We start from the raw sequence: 21,199 nt of genomic DNA on the forward strand, positions 1-21,199 counted from the left end.
CTATCTACGGAACACCTTTATTAATGGAGTGAATACCTTTAGAGAGGAATGGCTCAGTGGTGGGAAGCAGATTGACACTGCCTTTAGAAATGGGACAACCTATCTACGGAACACCTTTATTAATGGAGTGAATACCTTTAGAGAGGAATGGCTCAGTGGTGGGAAGCAGATTGACACTGCCTTTAGAAATGGGACAACCTATCTACGGAACACCTTTATTAATGGAGTGAATACCTTTAGAGAGGAATGGCTCAGTGGTGGGAAGCAGATTGACACTGCCTTTAGAAATGGGACAACCTATCTACGGAACACCTTTATTAATGGGAAAAATGTTTTGCGTGAAACATGGGAAGCCAATCGTTATATAGAGGATGCTTGGGATTCTGCCGGTAAGTATCTGGGCCAAAATATTTGGGACTCCGCAGGAAATTTCATTAGTGGGGTGGGCAATAAGGTAAGTGGCTGGGTTAATGATGTCAAATCACGGCTTTAAATGATCTGAATTAAGGGATGACAAGCCGCTCAAAAAATCTGGTTCTAACTACCATTGCCCAACTTTTCCGGTTCAGCGTCACCATCAGGAGGTTCCACTTCAGTTACGCCATTCCACTCATGGGGCAAAACGCGATCGCCAAATTGAGCAACAACCAACTGCCTATCCTAATGCTAGACCAGTGCGATCGCAAGTTCACTGTAGGTTGGGTTGACGACCTTGGTAATGACACATTAATTGGCGGTCAAGGCAATGATTCTCTTATCGGTGGTGCTGGTAACGATTTGTTTGTTCTGGGTCTTGCTACCGGAGTAGACGCGATCGCTGATTTTCAGGTAGGTCAAGATCGGCTGGGATTATCCGGTGGTTTGAGATTTGAACAGTTAGCGATCGCTCAAGGTACTGGCATCTCTGCACGAGATACCTTCGTCCGCATCGCTGCTAATCAAGAATTACTGACCATTCTGTCTGATGTGCCAGCTAGTTCTATTACGGATGCTGCATTTGCCATTATGGGAACTTAAATAGCAGTGACTCCGTTACATCCCATCAACGCGAGTCAACTAATATCTCAGGGCTTAGGCAACAGTAATTCCAGACAGTGCAAAGCAAAAGTTTTTTATATGCCCGAAGTGATGAGCTTCGGGATACTCTGTCGCGGTTAACTGGGCAATTTTTTTATCTAAAATCGTCAGTCAAGTCCAAGGAAATAACTCGATCGCCCTGGATCTGTCGATCGCCCTGGATCTGTCGATCGTCCTCTAAGTCAAGTGGGTGCGATCCTGCAACGAGTGCTTCGCTAACGTAGTTGTCTGCACACTACATATAGTGTGTCTGCGTAAGTCCTGTGGTAATTGGTAATTGGTAATTGGTAATTGGTAATTGGTAATTGGTAATGGGGTACTTGTGCTGCCCTTCGACTACGCGAGCGGGTCGAAGTATGGGGTACTTGTGAGTTCGCAAAGTCGAAGTATAGGGCATTACTAATTACCAACTACCAATTACCTATTACCTATTGCCTATTATATCAATTCCGGTTGTATCGGAATGATTTAACCGCGAAGGCGCCAAGGACGCGAAGGAAGAGAAGAGAGAGTTTAATACAGGACGATGAAGAGAGGATTTTATATTACCAATTCTCGATCGTACCTCCGATCAGATCTCGATATAGTTTGTTTGGCAACTAGAATAACTACAGACTAATGAAATCACTAGCGGTAATAGTCTTAGCCGGTACACCATTCAAATTTGCCAGCAATTGACCAGTGGCACTCACACTAATCAACACTTGATTATTGCTAGAAATAATGCTGAGTTGACTCAAACTCAAACCAGGATTCAATCCAATTAAATCCTCACCCTTGCGGAAATCAGTAATCAACTCGCTTCCCCCATTCGGACTTAACACAAACACATCATTTCCCGAACCACCAGTCAAAGTATCGTCCCCAGCATCACCACTCAGGAAATCAGCACCACTACCGCCACTGAGAATATCGTTACCTTTGCCGCCATAAAGCGTATCATTGCCGGCACAACCATCTACAAGATCGCTATCATTACCACCAAAAATTAAATCATTACCATCGCCACCACAAAGACTGTCGTTTTCTTTACCACCGTAAAGCGTATCATTGCCAGCTTGACCAAAAATCAGGTCTGCACCTTCATTCTCAAACACAATATCATTGCCATTTCCAGCATTAATTGTGTCATTTCCTAAGTTCCCTAAAATATAGTCATCGCCATTTTCACCAAACAATATATCGTCATCTTTGCCACCAAAAATAGTATCATTGCCTATACTACCAGCCATCGTATCTTTACCAAAATCTCCCCTCAAAAAATCGTTGCCATCCCCACCCAAAACAGTGTCATTATCCTTCCCCGCATAGATAGTATCGTTACCATCGCCACCTTGAATCAAATCGGCACCATCATTGCCAAAAATTGAATCGTTATCGGCACCACCATCAATGTTGTCATTGCCGCCCATACCGTAGAGGGTGTCATTCCCAGACAGCCCATTAATCAAGTCGTTGAGGGAGGCACCCATAATGAAATCCGCAGTGCTACCGCCGCCCTGAGTTTGTTGAACGGGGTTAGGAATAATGCTGGCAGAGTTGAATTCAGGGGCGCTGACGCGATCGCACAAGCAATCATCAGTACCAGGAATGGGAGTTGGTGTGGGTGTGGGTGTGGGTGTGGGTGTGGGAGTTGGTGTGGGTGTGGGTGTGGGTGTGGGTGTGGGTGTGGGTGTGGGAGTTGGTGTGGGTGTGGGAGTCGGTGTGGGAGTCGGTGTGGGAGTCGGTGTGGGAGTCGGTGTGGGAGTGGGAGTGGGAGTCGGTGTGGGAGTAATACTAAATTCAAAAGCACCAATATCAACGATCGCACTTCCGTTACCATCACCATCCACAGGGCGAGTCACACCCCGCTGATCCGTAGCCGGTGCCCCCGCACCAGTACCAGTATCAATGGCGGGACTTCCTACTAGCAATGGCAGTACAAAAGCACCGTTGATATTTTGTAAAGGACCAAGTTTCGGATCGGCGATCGTCACATTGGCAGTCGCATTATTATCATTAGGATCTCCCGTCGTCAGTTTAGCAGGAAATTGCAGATTATTTCCCCCATCAATTAGTTCCCTTCCAGTTTGCTGCTTAACCTTAAAAGGATTACCAGCCGTATTGCTATCAAAAATTGTATTTTTGACAGTAATTGGCTGATTTCCAAAGGTGGCAATACCTCCCGAATATTCCCCAGCACTATTTTTGGCAAAAGTGGAATTAACGATATTAGTTGCAAAAGAATCTGTGTTACCCACAACTATTCCTCCGCCCTGATTGGCAGCAGTGTTCCCGGAGAAGGTACTATTAACAATACTGACATTTCCATCTTCGCCAAACCACAAGCCGCCACCATTATCATCGGCTGTGTTGTTAGCAAAGGTGCAGTTGGTAACAGTCAACTCGGCATTTCCATGACGAACACCGCCTCCAGACCCGCCAGAACCTGATGAATATTTGACTGCTTTGTTGTTAATAAAAGTGCTATTTTCTAAAACTACTTTATCTTGTAAATAGCCAAAGAGAAAGGCTGCACCTCCTTCTCCAGTCCCGATATTGCCATCAAAAACGCTGTTACGGATCGCAATAGTGCCAGCAACGGGGCCGGGGCTTGCATTGGGGCCAGAACCATTCGCACCATCGACATAAACTGCGCCACCAACACCTTTTTCTGTGCGGTTGCCGGTGAATTTAGAGTTTTCGATGGTCAAACTGCCCAACAGGTTATTGACAGCCCCACCGTAGCTACCTTTGTTGTTGGTAAATTCGCTACCTTTGATGGTGAGGGAACCGCCGCTTTTAGTGGCGATCGCCCCGCCGCCGCGTTCAGTGTCGTCGGCTAAAGAACCATCATTGCCACTAAACTTACTATTAATGACTGTTGTTGTACTGCGGAAACCTGTATAAATACCGCCACCGAAACCGGCAACGTTATTATTGACTTGGCAATTTTCTAAAGTTAAAGTGCTGTTACCGCCAGTTTGAATGCCACCGCCACTGCTAGTTGTTTCATCATTTGGATCGGTTCCTGGAACTTTGCCGTTGGCAATAATCAGGTTTTTGAGAGTAACATTGGTCGAACCTTCTGTGAAGATTACCCGCGAAGCGTTGTTACCACTAATGGTTAAATTGCTAGCACTAATTGCGTCAATTGTCAAGTTTTTGTTGATGACAAGTTGACCATTGGTGAGAGTAATTGTTTGATTGGCTAGACTGGATGCAAATTGAATGGTGTCGCCGGCGGCTGCGGAGGCGATCGCACTTCTCAAGGAGCCAGGCCCGCTATCATTAGTGTTGGTAACGGTAATAGTTGCTAAAGTCCCTTGATAATCTGCCATTACTTCTGGATTTAGGGCTAGGGGTGCTTGAATATCCCCTTTGTTAAATTCCAAATTCCAGTTACCACCGCGGCCTGTTTTATCGGTGGATGCTGCAATATCAGCACCGGTTAACTCCGAAAGGCGATCGACAAAATCACTCCCCGCACCCGCAGCAACATCGCAACCGTAAAGCATGATATCAGCTTTGTCGCTGAGGGCATTGCGCCACTCTTGCAACTGACTTTGATATTCTGATAAATTATCTGAGTTCAAAGTGGTAGAACCTAAGTGCAAGCTACCAGAATTGCCGTGAGAAAAGATGTGAACTTGGTCTACTGTTTCTCCAGCAGCAGCGATTTTTTGTAATTCGGCACTAATTTGTTCGACTCCATTGCCATTTTTATCTAATATAATTTTTTCTGCGCCACCCAGGATACCGTTGTCCAGAGTTTGATAGTCTTCTAAATCTGATTCAATGAAAACAATAGATTTAGAAGGAGGATTTTGGAGAACCAATTGGGGATTTATGCTGGTGGAAAAGTTGGAACCCATTTCGTATACCTATGATATTTTTTCCGGTTGGCTGGTAGATACAACAATGAGATTTTTTTTAATGAACCACAGAGAACACAGAGAACGCAGAGTTAGAGAGGAGTAGATGTTCCTATTTTCATGATTTATACAAAGTTTAGGACTGACGCACTCGTGACGAAAAATAAGCCTTGGCGATTACTTTGTGACCTTCTTAAGGACGTAAAATCTTAGTGAGTGCGTCAGTCCAGATGTTTTGCGTAGTTTGTTCACCAGTCAAAACTGGGACATCCAGCGCCGTTAGATTGTTATTTGAGTGAAATCGCTAGCGGTGAGAGTATTTGGTGCAATACCGTTCAACTTGGCTAACAATTGACCAGTGCCAGTTACACTAATCAAAGTTTGATTGTTGCTAGAAGTAATACTGAGTTGATTGAAACTCAGACTTGGATTCAACCCAATTAAATCCTCGCCTTTACGGAAATCAGTAATCGTATCAGTGCCGATACTTTGGGTTAGGAAAAACACGTCATTTCCCGAACCGCCGGTCAAAGTATCGTCCCCAACATCGCCGCTGAGGAAGTCGTTACCATCGCCGCCGATGAGGAAGTCGTTACCTTTACCGCCATACAGGGTATCATTGCCGACACCTCCATCGATGAAGTCATTTTCATTGTTGCCGAACAGCAAATCGTTGCCTTCACCGCCGTAGAGTGTGTCATTATCTTTGCCACCGTAAAGACTGTCATTTCCAGCTTGACCAAATATCAGGTCTGTGCCTTCATTGCCAAACACAATATCGTTGCCGTTTCCAGCATTAATTGTGTCGTTTCCTAAGTTGCCTAAAATGTAGTCGTCGCCATCTTCGCCGAACAAAAGATCGTCATCTTTGCCTCCGAAAATGGTATCGTTTCCTACACCGCCAGCCACAGTATCTTTGCCTAGATCTCCCTGCAAAAAGTCATTGCCCTCTCCGCCAACAACAGTGTCATTATCTTTGCCACCTGCGACAGTATCGTTACCAGCACCGCCTTGAAGGAAATCTGTGCCTTCATTGCCCAAGATTAAATCATTATCGGCACCGCCATCGATGTTGTCGTTGCCGCCCAGGCCATAAAGAGTATCGTTGCCGCCAAGTCCGTTGATGGCTTCGTTAATGCCTCGACCCACGATGAAGTCGGCAGTATTACCGCCGTTGAGAGTTTGGTCAACGGGGTTGGGAGTGACGCCACCAAGGTTGAATTCGGGTGCGCTGATAGGTGTGGGTGTGGGTGTCGGTGCCGGTGTGGGTGTGGGTGTCGGTGTGGGTGTGGGTGTGGGAGTCGGTGCCGGCGTGGGTGTGGGTGTGGGAGTTGGTGCCGGTGTGGGTGTGGGTGCTGGTGTGGGTGTCGGTGCCGGTGTAGGTGTGGGTGTGGGTGCTACATTAACGCTAAATTCAAAGGAACCGCTGTCCACGATCGCCCCTGGAATAGTATCACCATCTTGAGGGCGAGCCACACCCCGTTGATCTGTAGCTGGTGCCCCAGAAGGAACTCCTTTATCAATGGCCGGACTTCCTGTCAGCAGGGGCCGGACAAAGGCGCCGTTGATATTTTGCAGTGGGCCCAGGAGGGGGTCTGCGATCGTAATGCTTGCAGTCGCATTGTAATCGTTGAAGTTATTGGTTTTTTTGACAGGCCACTGAAAATTGCCACCTTGGTCAGTTAGTTCGCTGCTGGTGTTTTGCTGAATGCCAAACTCATTCCCCGCCGTGTTGTTGGCAAAGATCGTGTTTTTGACAGTGACAGACTTTCCTTCGGCTGCCGAGATTGCTCCACCCACCCAACGGGCGGAATTATCAGCAAAGGTGCTGTTGACGATGGTGGTGTCGGCATAAAGAGCCATTGCACCGCCGACATTGCCGTAAAAGTCAGTGGTTCCAGTAATTTGGTTCCCAGAAAAGGTGCTGTTGGTAATCGTGGTAGGCGCATCCATGATCCACATTGCGCCGCCTTGACCGGGGGCTTTGTTGCCAGCAAAGGTGGTGTTGGAGACTGTAAGTCCTTTGTTGAGCCCGTTGCTCAAGTTCACCAACCCGCCTCCAATGCCGTCGCTTCCACCGGGAAGCGACAAAGTTTCGTTGTTTTGGAAGGTGCTGTCTGCAATGCTTACGCTGTCTTGGGTGCCGGTAAACAGATATGCTGCTCCGCCTTCGCCCCGACCTTTGTTGTCTTGAAATACACTTTTGGTGATCTTAATTGTCCCGGAAGCTTCATTCGGATTGCTGGCGCGATCGGTATAAAGTGCGCCGCCGAAACCTCTTAAGAAATCATTGGGCTGACCTGCGGCGAAAGTGGCTGCGGTGGTATCGTTGCCGATGAATCGGGAGTTGTCAATTGTCAGCTTGCCTTGAAGGCTGTTAATTGCCCCACCGTTAATTCCTTTGTTGTTGGTGAAGTCGCTGTTGGTTACTGTAATTGCTTTGAAACTCAAAAAGCCGATCGCACCTGCACCCCGTTCATCATTACCTGCGGTGGCTACGTTACCGTTGAATTTACTGTTGCTGACTGTCAGGGTATTGTTGAAGTTACCAAAGATTGCACCACCGCCTTTGTCGGCGACGTTGTTGTTGAACTGAACATTGTCTACTGTGAGATTTACTTCGTCCGTTGTGCCGATCGCACCTCCTGTCTCGGTTGTTTTACCGTTAGTAATAATCAGGTTTTTGACGGTGAAATTGGTAGCGGTAACTACATTTGCATTGACAAAAAACGCGCGGGAGGCGTTGTTACCGCTGATGGTTAAACCAGTGGCTGCCGCGCCGTCAATCGTGATATTTTTGCCAACGGGAATGTCGAGTTGACCGCTAGTTAAGGTGATGGTTTGATTTGCTAAACCGGGAGCGAAGGTGATGGTATCGCCGGCCGCAGCAGAGGCGATCGCCGCTCTTAAGGACCCTGCTCCGCTATCGTTATTATTGGTAACGACGATGGTAGCTAAATTCCCTTGGTAACTTGCCATCACCTCAGCATTTAAGGCTAAGGGAGATTCAATATCGCCCTTGGCAAATTCTAAATTCCAGTCGCCGCCTATCCCGGTTAAGTTAGTGGATGCTGCTACATCGGCTCCGGTTAATTCCGAAATGCGATCGACGAAATTAGCGCCTGTACCGGAGGCTACATCGCAGCCGTAAAGCATGATGTCTGCTGTTTCTGACAGTCCGTTTTGCCAGTTTTGCAACTGACTGGCGTATTGTTCTATGTTATCTGAACTTAGAGAAGTGTTACCTAGTTCTAGATTCCCAGAATTACCGTGAGAAATGATGTGTACTGAATCGATCTCCCCATTGGTAGAGGCATATTTGGCAATTTCTGAAGTGATTTGTTCGATGCCGTTTTGGTTGCGATCGAGTATGATTACTTGCTGTCCTGGGAGCGCTCCGGCTGCAATGGACTCGTAGTCTGCCACGCCTGAGTCAATGAAAACTAAGGAACGTAGCGGCAGTTTTTCAACTGCTGATTGTGAGTTAACTTGAGCGAACATAGAATTCATATTTGATACTCCATCAATGGCATTACTGGTAAATACAGCCTGGGAGTAATGCGATCAGTCTTCTTTGATTACACCTTAACACCTATCTGAAATTAAATGCAATAGATATTTCATTTTTTTTAAGTTTTTTTTATCCTGATGCTTCATTTATTAGTAGTAGTAATAACTATTTATGGTGGCGAATATTGGCCATCATTTTTCGGTTCATTGGGTGAATAATTACCCTTCAAAATCCTACAATAAGTATCCAATATCGGCACAGATGGTGACAGCCACAGGGGGATTTACCCCACAATACTGTCTGATAGAGAGGCTATATGTAAATCTTGTCAATAAAGTGTGATCGCGCTCGGAGACCGCGATTCCGGCTCTATTGACATGACTTTTGACTATGAGTTCAAAAACTGAAACCCGACTTAGGACCATCCACCGGGCGGCTATAAGAAATCATTTTGTTTGCTTTTTCAAACAATCAGCTATGCCACTTTTTTAACTGGCTGACCTCTGGTTCTCTGTTATCTCAACTCAGAATTGTACGGCGCAGTTATAAGTGGCTAGAATTAGCTTGAAATCATTAATTAACAATCTCCTCAGCGTTTTGGGTGTTGCTATCTTTCACTAGAGACTTGCTGTGTGAGGTGAAATGTTCCTGGCAATGGGGAATTATTTTATAATAGGAAATCGGGTATCTGAATATTCTGTGTTTTACCCGTAGCTTAGTGATTACACCCAAATTTAATTTTGGCCTATTTTTCTTGGCCGTGCATCCGCGATCGCACGGAATTTATGTTGTCCGTGATTTCACTGAAACCTGAGACTGTCAACAGTCAAAAGTCAAGCGTTAACCGTCAACAGTCTTGAGGGACGCTAGTAATTGGCAAAATGCACAAGGGAAATATGCTAGATCAAGTATCTGTAGAAGGTGGTTTCTTACCTGCATTGCGAATATTGATAATCTTGCTCAGCACATCAAACCAAAAAACCGCTCCCATCGAAATAGCCACCCCACTCAATATCCAACCGAAAACTTTAGCCAAAAAAGCTGGCCACAATACATTTCCTGCGGGGTCTATTTCTAATCTATTGGGTTCACTCCAGCCGAAAGGTACTGCTAAATTATCCAAAGCTATACCGACTTCATTTTGAACTTTTGTGAGATTTGTTAAATTATCTAATTTCGCAGGAGTATTCTTTTCAACTAACTGCTGAGCGTACAAATTCACAGTCGAGCGCAGCATCGAATCCTTGGACAACCGATTAATAATATTCACAGTATCAGCATTGGCACCGATCGCGATCGCAGTGCCGAGCAAAATAGCTACCCCTCTAGCATTCCGCTTATAAACCCCCGAAGCCCGCTCCATACTGCGATCGAACCAAATTTCAATTTCCCGCTGAAACCGCTGCAACTGCTCCTGAGTATCTCCCCCATCTTTTTCAACGCGCTCTGCTAAAATATAAAGACTATTTTTCAGAGATTCTGGCATACTATCAACAGTTGCTTGAATTTGTTGATAAATCGGACTACCTTCTTTCTCCTCCATAATTTCTGTGACAGTCTGCTGAGTTTTCCTGACTTTCCTGATAGTATTTAAAACATTGCTTAAACTCGGTTGCAGTTGCTTTCGCAGTGTTTCTCGTTCAAATTCACTGTCAAAATTAGTTTTAATAAAGCCCATCTGCCGTTGAAATTCTCTCCCTTCCAGCTCAGATTCCGGCAAATAGACCTGAGAATCATTAATATAAAAACCCAGCTTTTCTGACATTCTATCCAAACTATTTTTTAAAGTGGCAACATTATTTTTATAATCTTGAACTACGCGATTAAATTCGCCAGTTAACCACAAAAATTCTTGCTCGATAATCGGTTTAGTAGACCCGGATAGATTGAGACCATCCACAATAACTTTAATTTGTGCCAACTGTAGGTCTTTAAATCTTTCCAATCTAGTCTCGGTGATAGATTGCATCAGCTCCTGAATTTTTAAAGTATCCAAAAGACTGCTCGAAAAACTTTCGGAGGGAATGTAAGAAGGCCCACTGGATTTATCTCCAAACACATTTGTGGTACCAGTGATGCGACGGTACAATGTACCTAAACTGCGAGTAAAAGACCGGAATCCTTGTGAGAGAGGGCCTTTCGCTCCCTGATTCAAATCGTTAATTATCGGATTGCTGTAAATCAAATTTGCTAACCGTCCGACTAGCTGAAATTGAGCCTCATCCCGAACACCTTCGTTACCGCCAGCAATCAACACTTCGATGGACTTTTTTAAATGTTCGGCTCGCCACTGCAAGACAGTAGCAATCAATTCCTGAATTTCTGAAGCTAGCAAGCTTAAACTCAGGTAGATAAAAACTAAGCCGATGATAATATCTATGATTACGGGTAAATTCATGGAAGATGCCTGATCGTAAATAACTATTGTCTAAGTTTACATTCAGTTTGGGACGCTAATATACCAAATTTTTCCGCATTTAGGAGGTATTTAAGTGCTGAAGCCATTGATTTTATTGCCTTTTCACATAGACTTCTTGCTGGTTTCGACTTCCATCCAACTTCCACATCTACAATAACTCTTTTAAACTTATGTCAGAAATGTTTCCTCCGGGGAATCACCAACCCAAAATTCGCTTAAATGACCACTATACAGACAAACTGTGGATGTTGGCTGCGATGTTGGCTGCTGCACTAATTTTCGGGCTGAATCTAGGGGGGGTGCCGTTGCGGGATTGGGATGAAGCTATTGCAGCCCAGGTGAGTCGCGAAATCTGGCGCGGTAACTTAAATTGGCTTTATCCCACCCTGGATGGAGTGCCTTATTTGAACAAGCCTCCTCTAGTACACTGGTTGATCGGGCTGTGTTTCGCCCTCGGCGGTGTTAGCGAATGGACAGCGAGGTTGATACCCGCAATGTTGACAGCCACTTCTGTACCCTTGCTTTACGCCATTGCTAGGGAGTTGTTTCCCCAGCGGGCGATCGCCATTTTTTCGACTTTAGTTTATCTGACGCTGTTACCAGTGGTGCGACACGGGCGTTTGGCGATGCTAGACGGTGCGGTTTTGTGTTTTTTGGTAGCGACAATCTGGTGTTTGCTGCGATCGCGCCGGGATTTGCGCTACGCTTTGGCGGTGGGTATGGGCTTCGGACTCATTTGTTTGACTAAGGGCGTGATGTTGGGGCTGCTACTGGGGGCGATCGCCCTTTGTTTCTTGGTTTGGGATACCCCGCGACTCCTGACTTCGGGGTATCTTTGGGGCGGATTGGCGATCGGAACTTTCCCAGTAGCTGCTTGGTATTTTGCCCAATGGCTGCACTACGGCCAAGACTTTATCAACACCAATTTAGTCAATCAATCATTCCGGCGCATTTGGGAACCTGTTAGTCATCAGCAAGGCCCGCCCTGGTATTATCTTTTAGAACTGTTGAAATCACCTTGGCCGTGGCAGTTGTTTTGGCTGCAAGGGCTGCGTTTGAGCTGGGAAAATCGCAATTTTCCTGGACCAAAATTAGTGTTAGTTTGGAGTGCTGTTTATCTGCTAGCTATTTCGGTGATGAATACTAAACTGCCTTGGTATATTTTACCAATTTATCCAGCTTTTGCCCTAGCAGTTGGCAGCTATTTAGCCGAAGTTTGGGAACAAATGTCGATGGGAGAAGCACCGGAAAAAGCACAAGTAGAGGAACGTTTTGATGCTGTATCTTTGTTGCCTCATCCTGTCATTTTTGGAGTGATGGCTGTAGTTGCGATTGTGGGTTGCATTTACTTCAGCGGTCTGGTAAAATTTGGCGATCGCCTGCCGCCACCAGAGGGAGATTTACAGTTAATGCTACTGTTTGTAGCTTTGACAACAATCCTATCCGCCTGGTTACAGCACCGTAAAGACCGACAGTTTCTATTAGTTTTAATTTGGGGAACTTACGTGACATTGTTAGTATTGTTCGCCTCAAATAACTGGGTTTGGGAACTGGCGGAGGATTATCCAGTCAAGCCGATCGCCGCAATGGTCCGCCAAGGAACCCCCGCTGGTAAAGAGGTATTCACATCTCACCGCCTCCCGCGTCCATCGCTGAATTTTTACAGCGAACACCAAGTGATTGTCGCCGACGCGCCCACACTACAACAGAAATGGCAAACTCTCCCTCAGCCTTATTTCCTGTTGGAAAAACCGGTGTTTCAACATCTAGATTTGGATCGTGCTGAAGTGGTGAGCACAGTTGATGATTGGGTTTTGGTAACTCGAAAATGATAGTTTCTGCACCTAGGCAACCCTAGATGGGGAGAAAAACGAGCTTTCTTGGCTGGCCGTGGGTCATTCCTGGAGTGCCCCAATCCCTGAAACACCTCCAAAATCGTCTGTGAGGGTGGTAGGGATAGTTCGACTTCGCCCTTGAGTCAGCGTTGGCGAATAGCTGTCAGTTTTAAGTGTCTGAAATTTCCGAAATTTTAGTGATGCCAGATGTCCAGTAAAAGATAGAATGGTTCCAAAAGCTTAAAATCCCAACTCTAAAATACAAATATGCCCAGAACTCCCAGTGAATATTCCGTGCATCTGTTGCTGAGCGGCGGCCACCGTGAAGAAGTCCGTTTCTCAACGCTGCAAGATTTTCAGAAGTGGTACAGCACTGTTTTGGTTCCCAAGCAGGAATCCAATGAATTTTTGAATGTCCCGATCAAAAATATTCAAGGCGAATACATGGTGGTTCGTCCTACCAGTGTTCAGGCAATTCGCGTAGAACCAATTTTTACTTCTAGCGTTGAAAGATACGATGAATAAGGGACGATGGAAATTGAGTAAAATTTTTAGGTATCAGTTATTGACGATCGCCTGTTGCGTTTTGGCGATCGCCTTTGCAGTCCCCGTGGTTGCAGTTCCTCCGCTACAACCCATGAGTTTGACTCAGCTATCACCGACTGAATCCGAGTCTATAGCCTTTGATGCTCAAATCTGGGGCGAAAATGGCACACCGGGAGACAAAGCATTGTTGTTAAAGTCGATCGACTACAGCCTAGGTTATCTCGATAGCGCAGCAGCAGCTAATGCTTACGGACGCTATCAAGTAGCAGGAATTACGCGCGATCGAGTCCGCCGTTCCCTCGATCGCTTTCGCCAATTAGTTGTCAACTCTACCACCCCATCACAACTTCAAGAATCTGTCAAGCGGGAATTTGTATTTTACAAATCCATCGGCAAAGACGGGCAAGGCACTGTAGCATTTACCGGTTATTTTCAGCCTATTTACGCCGCATCAAGAACCCAGACAGCCGAATATCGATATCCCCTTTATCGCGTGCCACCAAACATCGCGTCTTGGCCAAAACCTCACCCGACAAGATTGGAATTAGAAGGGGCAGATGCTTTACAGGGAAGCAAAGGATTGTTGCGCGGATTAGAATTAGTTTGGTTGCGCGATCGCTTCCAAGCATTTCTAATTCACGTCCAAGGTTCTGCGAAATTGCAGCTCCCAGATGGTGATGTCATGACAGTGGGTTTTGCCGGGAAAACAAGTCACAGTTATACAGGAGTTGGGCGAGAATTAGTTAAAGACGGAAAGTTTACTTTAGAACAGTTAAACTTGCCAAAATTAACAGAATATTTTGCCAACTTCCCCGAAGAAATGAACAAGTATTTGCCAAAAAATCAAAGCTTTGTATTCTTCCGGGACACTCAAGGATCTCCCGCCATAGGAAGCATTGGAGTGCCAGTAACTGCCGAAAGGTCGATCGCCACCGACAAATCCTTAATGCCACCGGGGGCCCTAGCACTCATTAGTACCAAACTTCCCTACCCCAATGCAGAAGGAAAACTCGAACAAAACAAAGTAAATCGGTACGTTTTAGATCAAGACACAGGCGGTGCAATTAAAGGTGCCGGTAGAGTAGATGTATTTATGGGAACAGGAAACTTGGCGGGCGATCGAGCCGGCTTCATCAACTCAACCGGAGAACTATATTATCCACTTTTAAAGTAGATCGAACTATCTGTACCCCACAAATGCTAAACAAAATTTGGCAATTCCTCAAACAACTAATTCAGCGACTCTTCAAAACCCAACCATCCAATCCCCCAACACCAGAAAAGCCCCAGCCACCAACCCTGACAGACACAGAATACGAGGCGAAATTCATGGAACTTCTAGAAGGAGTAAATCAAAGTTGGAGTAGAGGAGATGTCGCCGGATTTCTGATAGCAAAACGTCTGAAAGATGCAGAATTAGCAACTTGGCTGCGTCGATTTGGCGAAAATTTGTTAGCAAATGCCGAGTCAGTAGATTCCGAAAGGATGGAAATCGAGACTAGGAACATTGATGAAAACCTGAATCCAAATTCATCAGTTGCATCGCTTCAGGAATTGGCGTGCAGGCTACTGTTATTGAGTAGAATTCGTGACGGGGAATTAGGAAATGTTTCGAGGAAAATTAGTCAGGAGATATTAGCAAGATTTCCCCTACCACCCCAGGAGGATGATGGTGAGAAGGGGATGGTGATTGAAGCAGTGTTTATAGGAGATGGTTTGGGTTTTGACGGGGAAGAATAAGTTGCTGAAAATATCAATTGCTTGTTAGAATATCACATTAAAAATCACAAACTCCATGACACAAGTAATCGGCATTGACTTAGGCGGCACCGCCATCAAACTCGGCAGATTCAGCGCCGAGGGAATTTGCCATCAATCCTTAACAGTACCAACACCTCAACCCGCCATCCCAGAAGCAGTTTTAGCGGCAATGGTAGATGCAATTTCTGAGCTCAATCCAGTGGAAAATGCTGTAAAGGCGATCGGCATCGGCACCCCAGGCCCCGCAGACGTGACTGGGAGAATAGCCAGAGTCGCAATTAACCTCAAAAACTGGCAAAACGTCCCCCTAGCTGATTGGTTAGAAGCCAAAACCGGACTGCCAACCATATTAGCAAATGACGCTAACTGTGCTGGATTAGGAGAAGCTTGGTTAGGTGCGGGCCGCCACTGGAAAAACCTAATTTTGCTAACATTAGGCACTGGTGTCGGGGGTGCAGTTATCCTAGATGGCAAACTATTTTCAGGTCATCAAGGTGCCGCCGGCGAGTTAGGATTAATTACCATCAATCCCGATGGCCCGGAATGCAACAGCGGCAATCGTGGTTCCTTAGAACAGTATGTTTCAGTGCAAGCAATTCGTCGCGAAACAGGTTTAGAACCGCTAGAATTAGCAAATTTAGCAAAATCGGGAGATGCCAAAGCTGTAGAGTATTGGCAAAATTATGGTCGTTATCTCGGTATAGGTTTGGCAAGTCTCATTTATGTTTTAACGCCGGAAGCTATTATTATAGGTGGCGGAATTAGTGCAGGTGCAGAGTTTTTTTTCCCGGCGGTTATGGCAGAAATAGAGCGACGGGTTCTCCCTAGTTCTAGGGAAGATTTGCAGTTATTAGTAGCTGAATTGGGAAATCAAGCAGGGATGGTAGGGGCTGCCAAACTAGCTTGGAGGTAATTTAATTATTATTAGTTATTAGTTATTTGTTATTTGTTATTGGTTATGGCCCCGAAAGTCCCGTTGTATTTTTGATATATTCCTGTAATTTTTGATAATCATGGGGATTAGTATGGGGAGCGAGCACAATATTAAGTGCACTGTCTGGTAAACAAAAAGTTAACCGACCATTAGGTTCCCAAGCAAAAAAGCTAATTCGACTCAAATCGATGGAAAATTCTTTGCGATCGTAATTAATTTTGACCCAGGATTTATGAGAATTGCGATCGATGGTTTTTTTGAGATAATCTATAACTTGCTTGTAAGCATCAGAATTGCCGTGGGGATTGAGGATAATCGGCTGACTGCTATGAGGCAGCCAAAACGCGATCCTGTTATTATCCAGTTCCTTAGAAAAAGCACTAATAGTATCCAGGTCGATTATGTAGGAATTTTGCTCATAAATTAATTTAATCCAGTAAGTCACAACACCTCCTGAAACCTCCGTTTCCTGGTATGTTACAAGAGTTAAAAAAATCTATTTTGAAATCTAACCCCATAGAGCTTGACTCAACATTAGAGAATATTAGCATTTTCACATCCTTATGGTTAACCCCGATCCCTACTAGGGTTGGGAGTGGGGTTAGTTTTTTCGCTGAGAATCTATTAATAATGTGTCACATCAGCCGCGACGCATCTAAATATTGCTTGATTCTGCTTGGGAGTTGCTCAGAACAACCCTCCCACAAAAATCTTATCAAACTTGAGGGTCAAATTAGATGCGTAGCAGCTCATGTGGTTCCTGCAACTTTTTCGGGAACCCAATCTAGGGCCTGTGCTTCGGGAAAATCATGCTTTCCCTGGATGCTCGCAGCCTCCATGAATCCATGAAATAATGGATGAGGGGAGCTGGGTCGAGATTGGAATTCTGGGTGAAATTGGCTGGCGATGAAAAATGGATGGCTTGGTAATTCGATCATTTCTACCAAGCGGCCGTCGGGAGATGTTCCCGAAATAGCATAACCTGATTCTAAGAAAAGATTGCGATAGGCGTTGTTAAATTCGTAGCGATGCCGATGTCTCTCGTAAATCACTTGTTGCTGGTAAAGTTTGAATGCTAGGGTGTCTGGGTTGACGCGACACGGATATAAACCCAGTCGCATTGTTCCGCCCAAATCTATCACATCTTGCTGTTCTGGCAATAAGTTAATCACCGGATTTGTGGTATTGGGGTCAAACTCGGCACTGTTGGCATTTTCTAGTCTGGCGGTGTTGCGAGCCCACTCAATCACAGCACACTGCATTCCCAAACACAATCCCAAAAAGGGAATTTTGTGCTGTTTGGCGTATTGGATGGCTGCTATTTTGCCGTCTACTCCGCGAATTCCAAAACCTCCGGGTACAACAATGCCGTTGATACCGGTGAGATAATTTTCGATATTTCCCGATTCTAAATCTTCTGAGTTAATCCAGCGTAAATTGAGGTCACTACCGATGGAGATTGCTGCGTGCCGCAAAGCTTCTACGACGGAAAGATAAGCGTCGTTCAACCGCACGTATTTGCCGACTAAAGCAATATCAATTTTGTGGCTGGGGCTGTAGAGTCGCTTGACTAAAGTTTCCCACTGAGTCAAATCGGGTTGGCGATGTTCCAGTTGCAGGAGATTGATGGTTTGTTCTGCCAAACCTTCGTTTTCCATCATCAGTGGCACTTCGTAGATACTTTTGGCATCTTGAGCCGTGATGACGCATTCTTCGGGTACGTTGCAGAATTCCGATAGTTTTTCTTTCATGCCCAAGGACAGGGGACGATCGCACCTACAGACCAAAATATCAGGTTGAATGCCGATCGAGCGCAATTCCTTCACCGAATGCTGAGTCGGTTTAGTTTTCATCTCCCCAGCCGAAGGAATCCAAGGTATCAAAGTCACGTGCATATACACAACATTTTGGCGGCGGACATCCTTGCGAAACTGGCGAATTGCCTCCAAAAACGGCAGGGATTCAATATCTCCCACCGTGCCGCCAATTTCGGTAATTACCACATCGGGATTGGTATTTTTTGCAACTCGGTGAATGCGCTCTTTAATCTCGTTAGTGATGTGCGGAATCACCTGCACCGTACTCCCGTGATACTCGCCACGGCGTTCTTTATTAATCACCGCTTGATAAATGGACCCCGTGGTGACACTGTTGAGCCGTGACATGGATGTATCGGTAAAACGCTCGTAATGGCCCAAATCCAGATCGGTTTCTGCACCGTCTTGAGTCACGAACACCTCCCCGTGCTGAAATGGGCTGAGAGTGCCGGGGTCAACGTTAATATAGGGGTCTAGCTTCAGAATGGAGACAGAATAGCCGCGGGACTTCAACAAGCGTCCCAAGGAAGCAGCGACTATTCCCTTACCGATGCTGGAAACGACGCCGCCGGTCACAAACACAAATTTGCTCATAAGACTTTTGACTTTAGATGTTTTTGCTTAAGGTAACACTCAAATCTAAAAGCTAAAAACCAAATTGTCCAGCATTCCTGGAGCATTTTTTGAATCTGCGGTGGGTACAGCTATTTAATTGTCTTTTTGATGAAAGATACAATTTTGTAGCTTTGACTCGATCGCCCCATGAGCCATAGTCGGTAATTTTTGGCACATCCCTGACTCAGGAACGTTTCGCGAAGGTTAAGGTCATGGTATGTAGAGCATTTCCAGTCTGCTAAAAAAATTGCTATGAAGTTTGTCTGCGTTTTATCTGCCCAACGGTTGCTTTCTGCTGGTATAACACTCCTGGCTGCGATCGAGTGTAGCGCGTGGCTGGCTCCCCATAGAGCAAGGGCGATCGCTCTTGGAGGACATTCTGCTGCATCACCACAACTCCTGGCTAGAAATGAGGTTAACTGCCGTAGCGATGGATACCCGCCCCAAAGTCGCTGTCCCGTCGGCGGTTTGTTCGTCCCAAGTCAAAATCCGGGCCAGGAACAAGTCTTTGGGCTCAAACAAACTCAAGTTAAAGCCAAAATTGCCGGCAATATCTCCCGCGTCGAAGTTGTTCAGAAGTTTGAAAATTCTTTCACCGAACCTTTGGAAGCTGTTTATGTGTTTCCTTTACCTGACGAAGCGGCGGTGGATGATATGGAAATTAAAATCGGCTCACGAACTATCAAATCTGATATCAAACGACGAGACGAAGCTTTGGAAATTTACGAAAAAGCTCGAACCCAAGGCAGAACAGCGGGTTTGTTGGAACAAGAACGGGATAATATTTTTACTCAGTCTCTGGCAAATATCAAACCCGGAGAGCAAATAGAAGTTACCATTCGCTACACCGAAAGTCTCAAGTTTGAGGGAGGCGATTATGAATTTGTGTTTCCCATGGTGGTGGGGCCTCGCTATATTCCCAGAAATCTGACCACCCCCAACCCCCCCTTAACCAGGCCGGGGGCGGTTAATACCGATGCCGATCGCATTAACCCGCCTGTAGTGCCTCCGGGAACGCGATCGGGTCACGATATCGCTGTGAATGTAGAAATAGATAGCGGAATTCCGATTAGCGATGTCCGCTCTACTTCTCATCAAATTACGACATCTCGCAGCGGCAATATTGTGCAAGTCCAATTAGCCAATTCTGATACAATCCCCAATAAAGATTTAATTTTGCGCTATCGAGTAGCTGGAGAAAATACCCAGGCAGCAGTCCTGACTCAAGCTGACAAGCGAGGCGGTCATTTTGCAGCTTATCTGATTCCGGCCTTAAATTACAAATCCAATCAAATTGTACCCAAAGATGTCGTGTTTCTGATGGATACTTCCGGTTCTCAACAGGGAGAACCGCTAGCCAAATCCCAGGAATTGATGCGCCGTTTTATTCAAGGTTTAAATCCCCAGGATACTTTTACAATTATTGATTTTGCCAATACTGCCAAAGCACTTTCACCAACTCCTTTAGCCAATACTCATATCAATCGAGAAAAAGCTATTGATTATATCGCTAAATTGCAAGCTAACGGCGGTACGGAATTGCTCAATGGCATCCGAACAGTGATGAATCTTCCGGCTCCAGAAACCGGAAGGTTGCGGAGTATTGTACTAATTACTGATGGTTATATTGGCAATGAAAAAGAAGTAATTGACCAGGTGCAACGGAGTCTCAAACCGGGAAATAGAATCTATAGTTTTGGTGTGGGCGGTTCTGTAAATCGGTTTTTGCTTAACCGTTTGGCCCAAGTGGGAAGAGGCACATCTCAAGTAGTTCGTCAAGATGAACCCACGGCGGCGGCAGCAGAAAAGTTTTTTCGCCAAATTAACAGTCCGGTATTGACGAATATTCAAATCAGTTGGGAAGGAATGGGGGAAAAAGCGGAGATTTATCCCCAGGTGGTGCCAGATTTGTTTGCTAGTGCGCCGCTAGTTTTGTTTGGCCGGCAGAACGATCGCACCAGTGGCAAAATTCGTATCCGCGGCACTCAAGCTGACGGCAAAGTTTACGAGCAGATGTTACCCGTGAATTTTGCTCCTTCTGTCAATGTTCGCCAACGGGAGTCAAATTCAGTTGTCACGACTAATCTGGATTTTGGCAATTTGGCGATCGCTCAACTTTGGGGTCGATCGCGGATTCAGGATTTGATGAATCAAATGTTTGGTGGCGAGACTAAATCTCTGGTGGAATCAGTGACTAATACTGCTTTGACCTATGGCTTGCTGTCGGAATACACCGCGTTTGTGGCTGTCAGCGAAGAAGTCCGGGTGGAACCAGATGGATCGCGTCGGCGAGTGCAAGTGCCTGTAGAACTGCCACAGGGGATGAGCTATGAAGGTATTTTTGAGTCGGATGAGGCGATCGGGCAAACTAGAGGCGGTGGTTCCCGTGTCAACCCAACTCGCCGGGAAGCACCATCGGCACCACTTCAGGAAGTGGCGAAACCCACTTACCGGGAGTTGAAACCCCAGCAGCCAAGCACTTCTCCGTTGCAAATAGCTAGTGTCGAAGGGTTGGATGTGTCGGCTATTGCTGCTTTGACTCAATACCTGCAATCTGTGATGTTACCGACTGGGGTTACTGGGGAGACGGTTTGGGAATTGTGGGTACAAGATGGCCGGGTGGTTCGAGTGGCGATCGACTATGGAGCCTCCACGCTACAAGCCACTGAGCCAATTAAGCATCTCCAGGAAGCTTTAACTTCCTGGAAACCACCCGCAGGAGTAGGCGGCAAAGTGCGCCTGAAGTTAAAAATTAATTAATCCAAACCAGGTTAAGCAATAAGTTGATATTTGAAATACTCACCGGCCTCTCATGAGCGGTGATTCTTGA

At 45.8% G+C, this 21,199-nt stretch carries 13 protein-coding genes; 8 read left to right on the top strand and 5 right to left on the bottom strand.

The genetic code is table 11. The features are described from left to right. Positions 1-493: hypothetical protein (locus AAFP11_RS17130; RefSeq protein ID WP_341738160.1), on the top strand; the 493-nt coding region annotated here is incomplete at its 5' end. Between the two features lie 17 nt (positions 494-510). After that, on the top strand, positions 511-1,017 hold the full coding sequence (locus AAFP11_RS17135) for a M10 family metallopeptidase C-terminal domain-containing protein (protein WP_341738161.1): 507 nt from the start codon (positions 511-513) through the stop codon (positions 1,015-1,017). A gap of 668 nt (positions 1,018-1,685) precedes the next feature. Here the strand turns inward: AAFP11_RS17135 and AAFP11_RS17140 are convergent. The 3 genes from AAFP11_RS17140 to AAFP11_RS17150 form a co-directional block, all read right to left on the bottom strand. Then, positions 1,686-4,931 (bottom strand): DUF4347 domain-containing protein, encoded by a 3,246-nt coding sequence (locus tag AAFP11_RS17140; protein ID WP_341738162.1) that lies wholly within the window; start codon positions 4,929-4,931, stop codon positions 1,686-1,688. A 279-nt stretch (positions 4,932-5,210) separates the two neighbouring features. Next, positions 5,211-8,441 (bottom strand): DUF4347 domain-containing protein, encoded by a 3,231-nt coding sequence (locus AAFP11_RS17145; RefSeq protein WP_341738163.1) that lies wholly within the window; start codon positions 8,439-8,441, stop codon positions 5,211-5,213. A gap of 905 nt (positions 8,442-9,346) precedes the next feature. Then, the gene (locus AAFP11_RS17150; protein WP_341738164.1) at positions 9,347-10,840 is read right to left on the bottom strand and encodes a hypothetical protein; all 1,494 of its coding nucleotides are present in this window, start codon (positions 10,838-10,840) and stop codon (positions 9,347-9,349) included. Between the two features lie 191 nt (positions 10,841-11,031). On the opposite strand from AAFP11_RS17150, the gene AAFP11_RS17155 reads away from it, so the two are divergent. The 5 genes from AAFP11_RS17155 to AAFP11_RS17175 all read left to right on the top strand — a co-directional run bounded on the left by AAFP11_RS17155 (position 11,032) and on the right by AAFP11_RS17175 (position 15,916). Further along, entirely contained in the window at positions 11,032-12,693 is a 1,662-nt protein-coding gene (locus AAFP11_RS17155) for a glycosyltransferase family 39 protein (RefSeq protein WP_341738165.1), read from the top strand. A 270-nt stretch (positions 12,694-12,963) separates the two neighbouring features. After that, positions 12,964-13,221 carry a hypothetical protein gene (locus tag AAFP11_RS17160; RefSeq protein WP_340518827.1) on the top strand — a complete coding sequence of 86 codons (258 nt, stop codon included), beginning with the start codon at positions 12,964-12,966 and terminating at the stop codon, positions 13,219-13,221. Next, entirely contained in the window at positions 13,214-14,416 is a 1,203-nt protein-coding gene (locus tag AAFP11_RS17165) for a murein transglycosylase A (RefSeq protein ID WP_341738166.1), read from the top strand. Before AAFP11_RS17160 ends, AAFP11_RS17165 begins: the two co-directional genes overlap by 8 nt. Positions 14,417-14,439: 23 nt before the next feature. Beyond that, positions 14,440-14,982, top strand: a complete 543-nt coding sequence (locus AAFP11_RS17170; protein WP_341738167.1) for a hypothetical protein — start codon at positions 14,440-14,442, stop codon at positions 14,980-14,982. A gap of 55 nt (positions 14,983-15,037) precedes the next feature. Next, positions 15,038-15,916: an ROK family protein gene (locus AAFP11_RS17175; protein WP_341738168.1), complete on the top strand. Its 879-nt coding sequence runs from the start codon at positions 15,038-15,040 to the stop codon at positions 15,914-15,916. Positions 15,917-15,959: 43 nt separating this feature from the next. Here the strand turns inward: AAFP11_RS17175 and AAFP11_RS17180 are convergent, their stop codons facing one another. Together AAFP11_RS17180 and AAFP11_RS17185 are read right to left on the bottom strand one after the other, a co-directional pair. Continuing rightward, on the bottom strand, positions 15,960-16,382 hold the full coding sequence (locus AAFP11_RS17180; protein WP_341738169.1) for a hypothetical protein: 423 nt from the start codon (positions 16,380-16,382) through the stop codon (positions 15,960-15,962). 304 nt (positions 16,383-16,686) lie between these two features. Then, a complete protein-coding gene (locus AAFP11_RS17185; RefSeq protein WP_341738170.1) occupies positions 16,687-18,348 on the bottom strand; it encodes a CTP synthase in 1,662 nt (553 codons plus the stop codon). Positions 18,349-18,621: 273 nt separating this feature from the next. On the opposite strand from AAFP11_RS17185, the gene AAFP11_RS17190 reads away from it, so the two are divergent. Then, positions 18,622-21,129, top strand: coding sequence for a VIT domain-containing protein (locus AAFP11_RS17190; protein WP_341738171.1), 2,508 nt, complete (start codon positions 18,622-18,624; stop codon positions 21,127-21,129). Positions 21,130-21,199 lie beyond the last annotated feature (70 nt).

Source organism: Microcoleus sp. CAWBG640 (assembly GCF_020883015.1).
GTDB lineage: Bacteria > Cyanobacteriota > Cyanobacteriia > Cyanobacteriales > Microcoleaceae > Microcoleus > Microcoleus anatoxicus.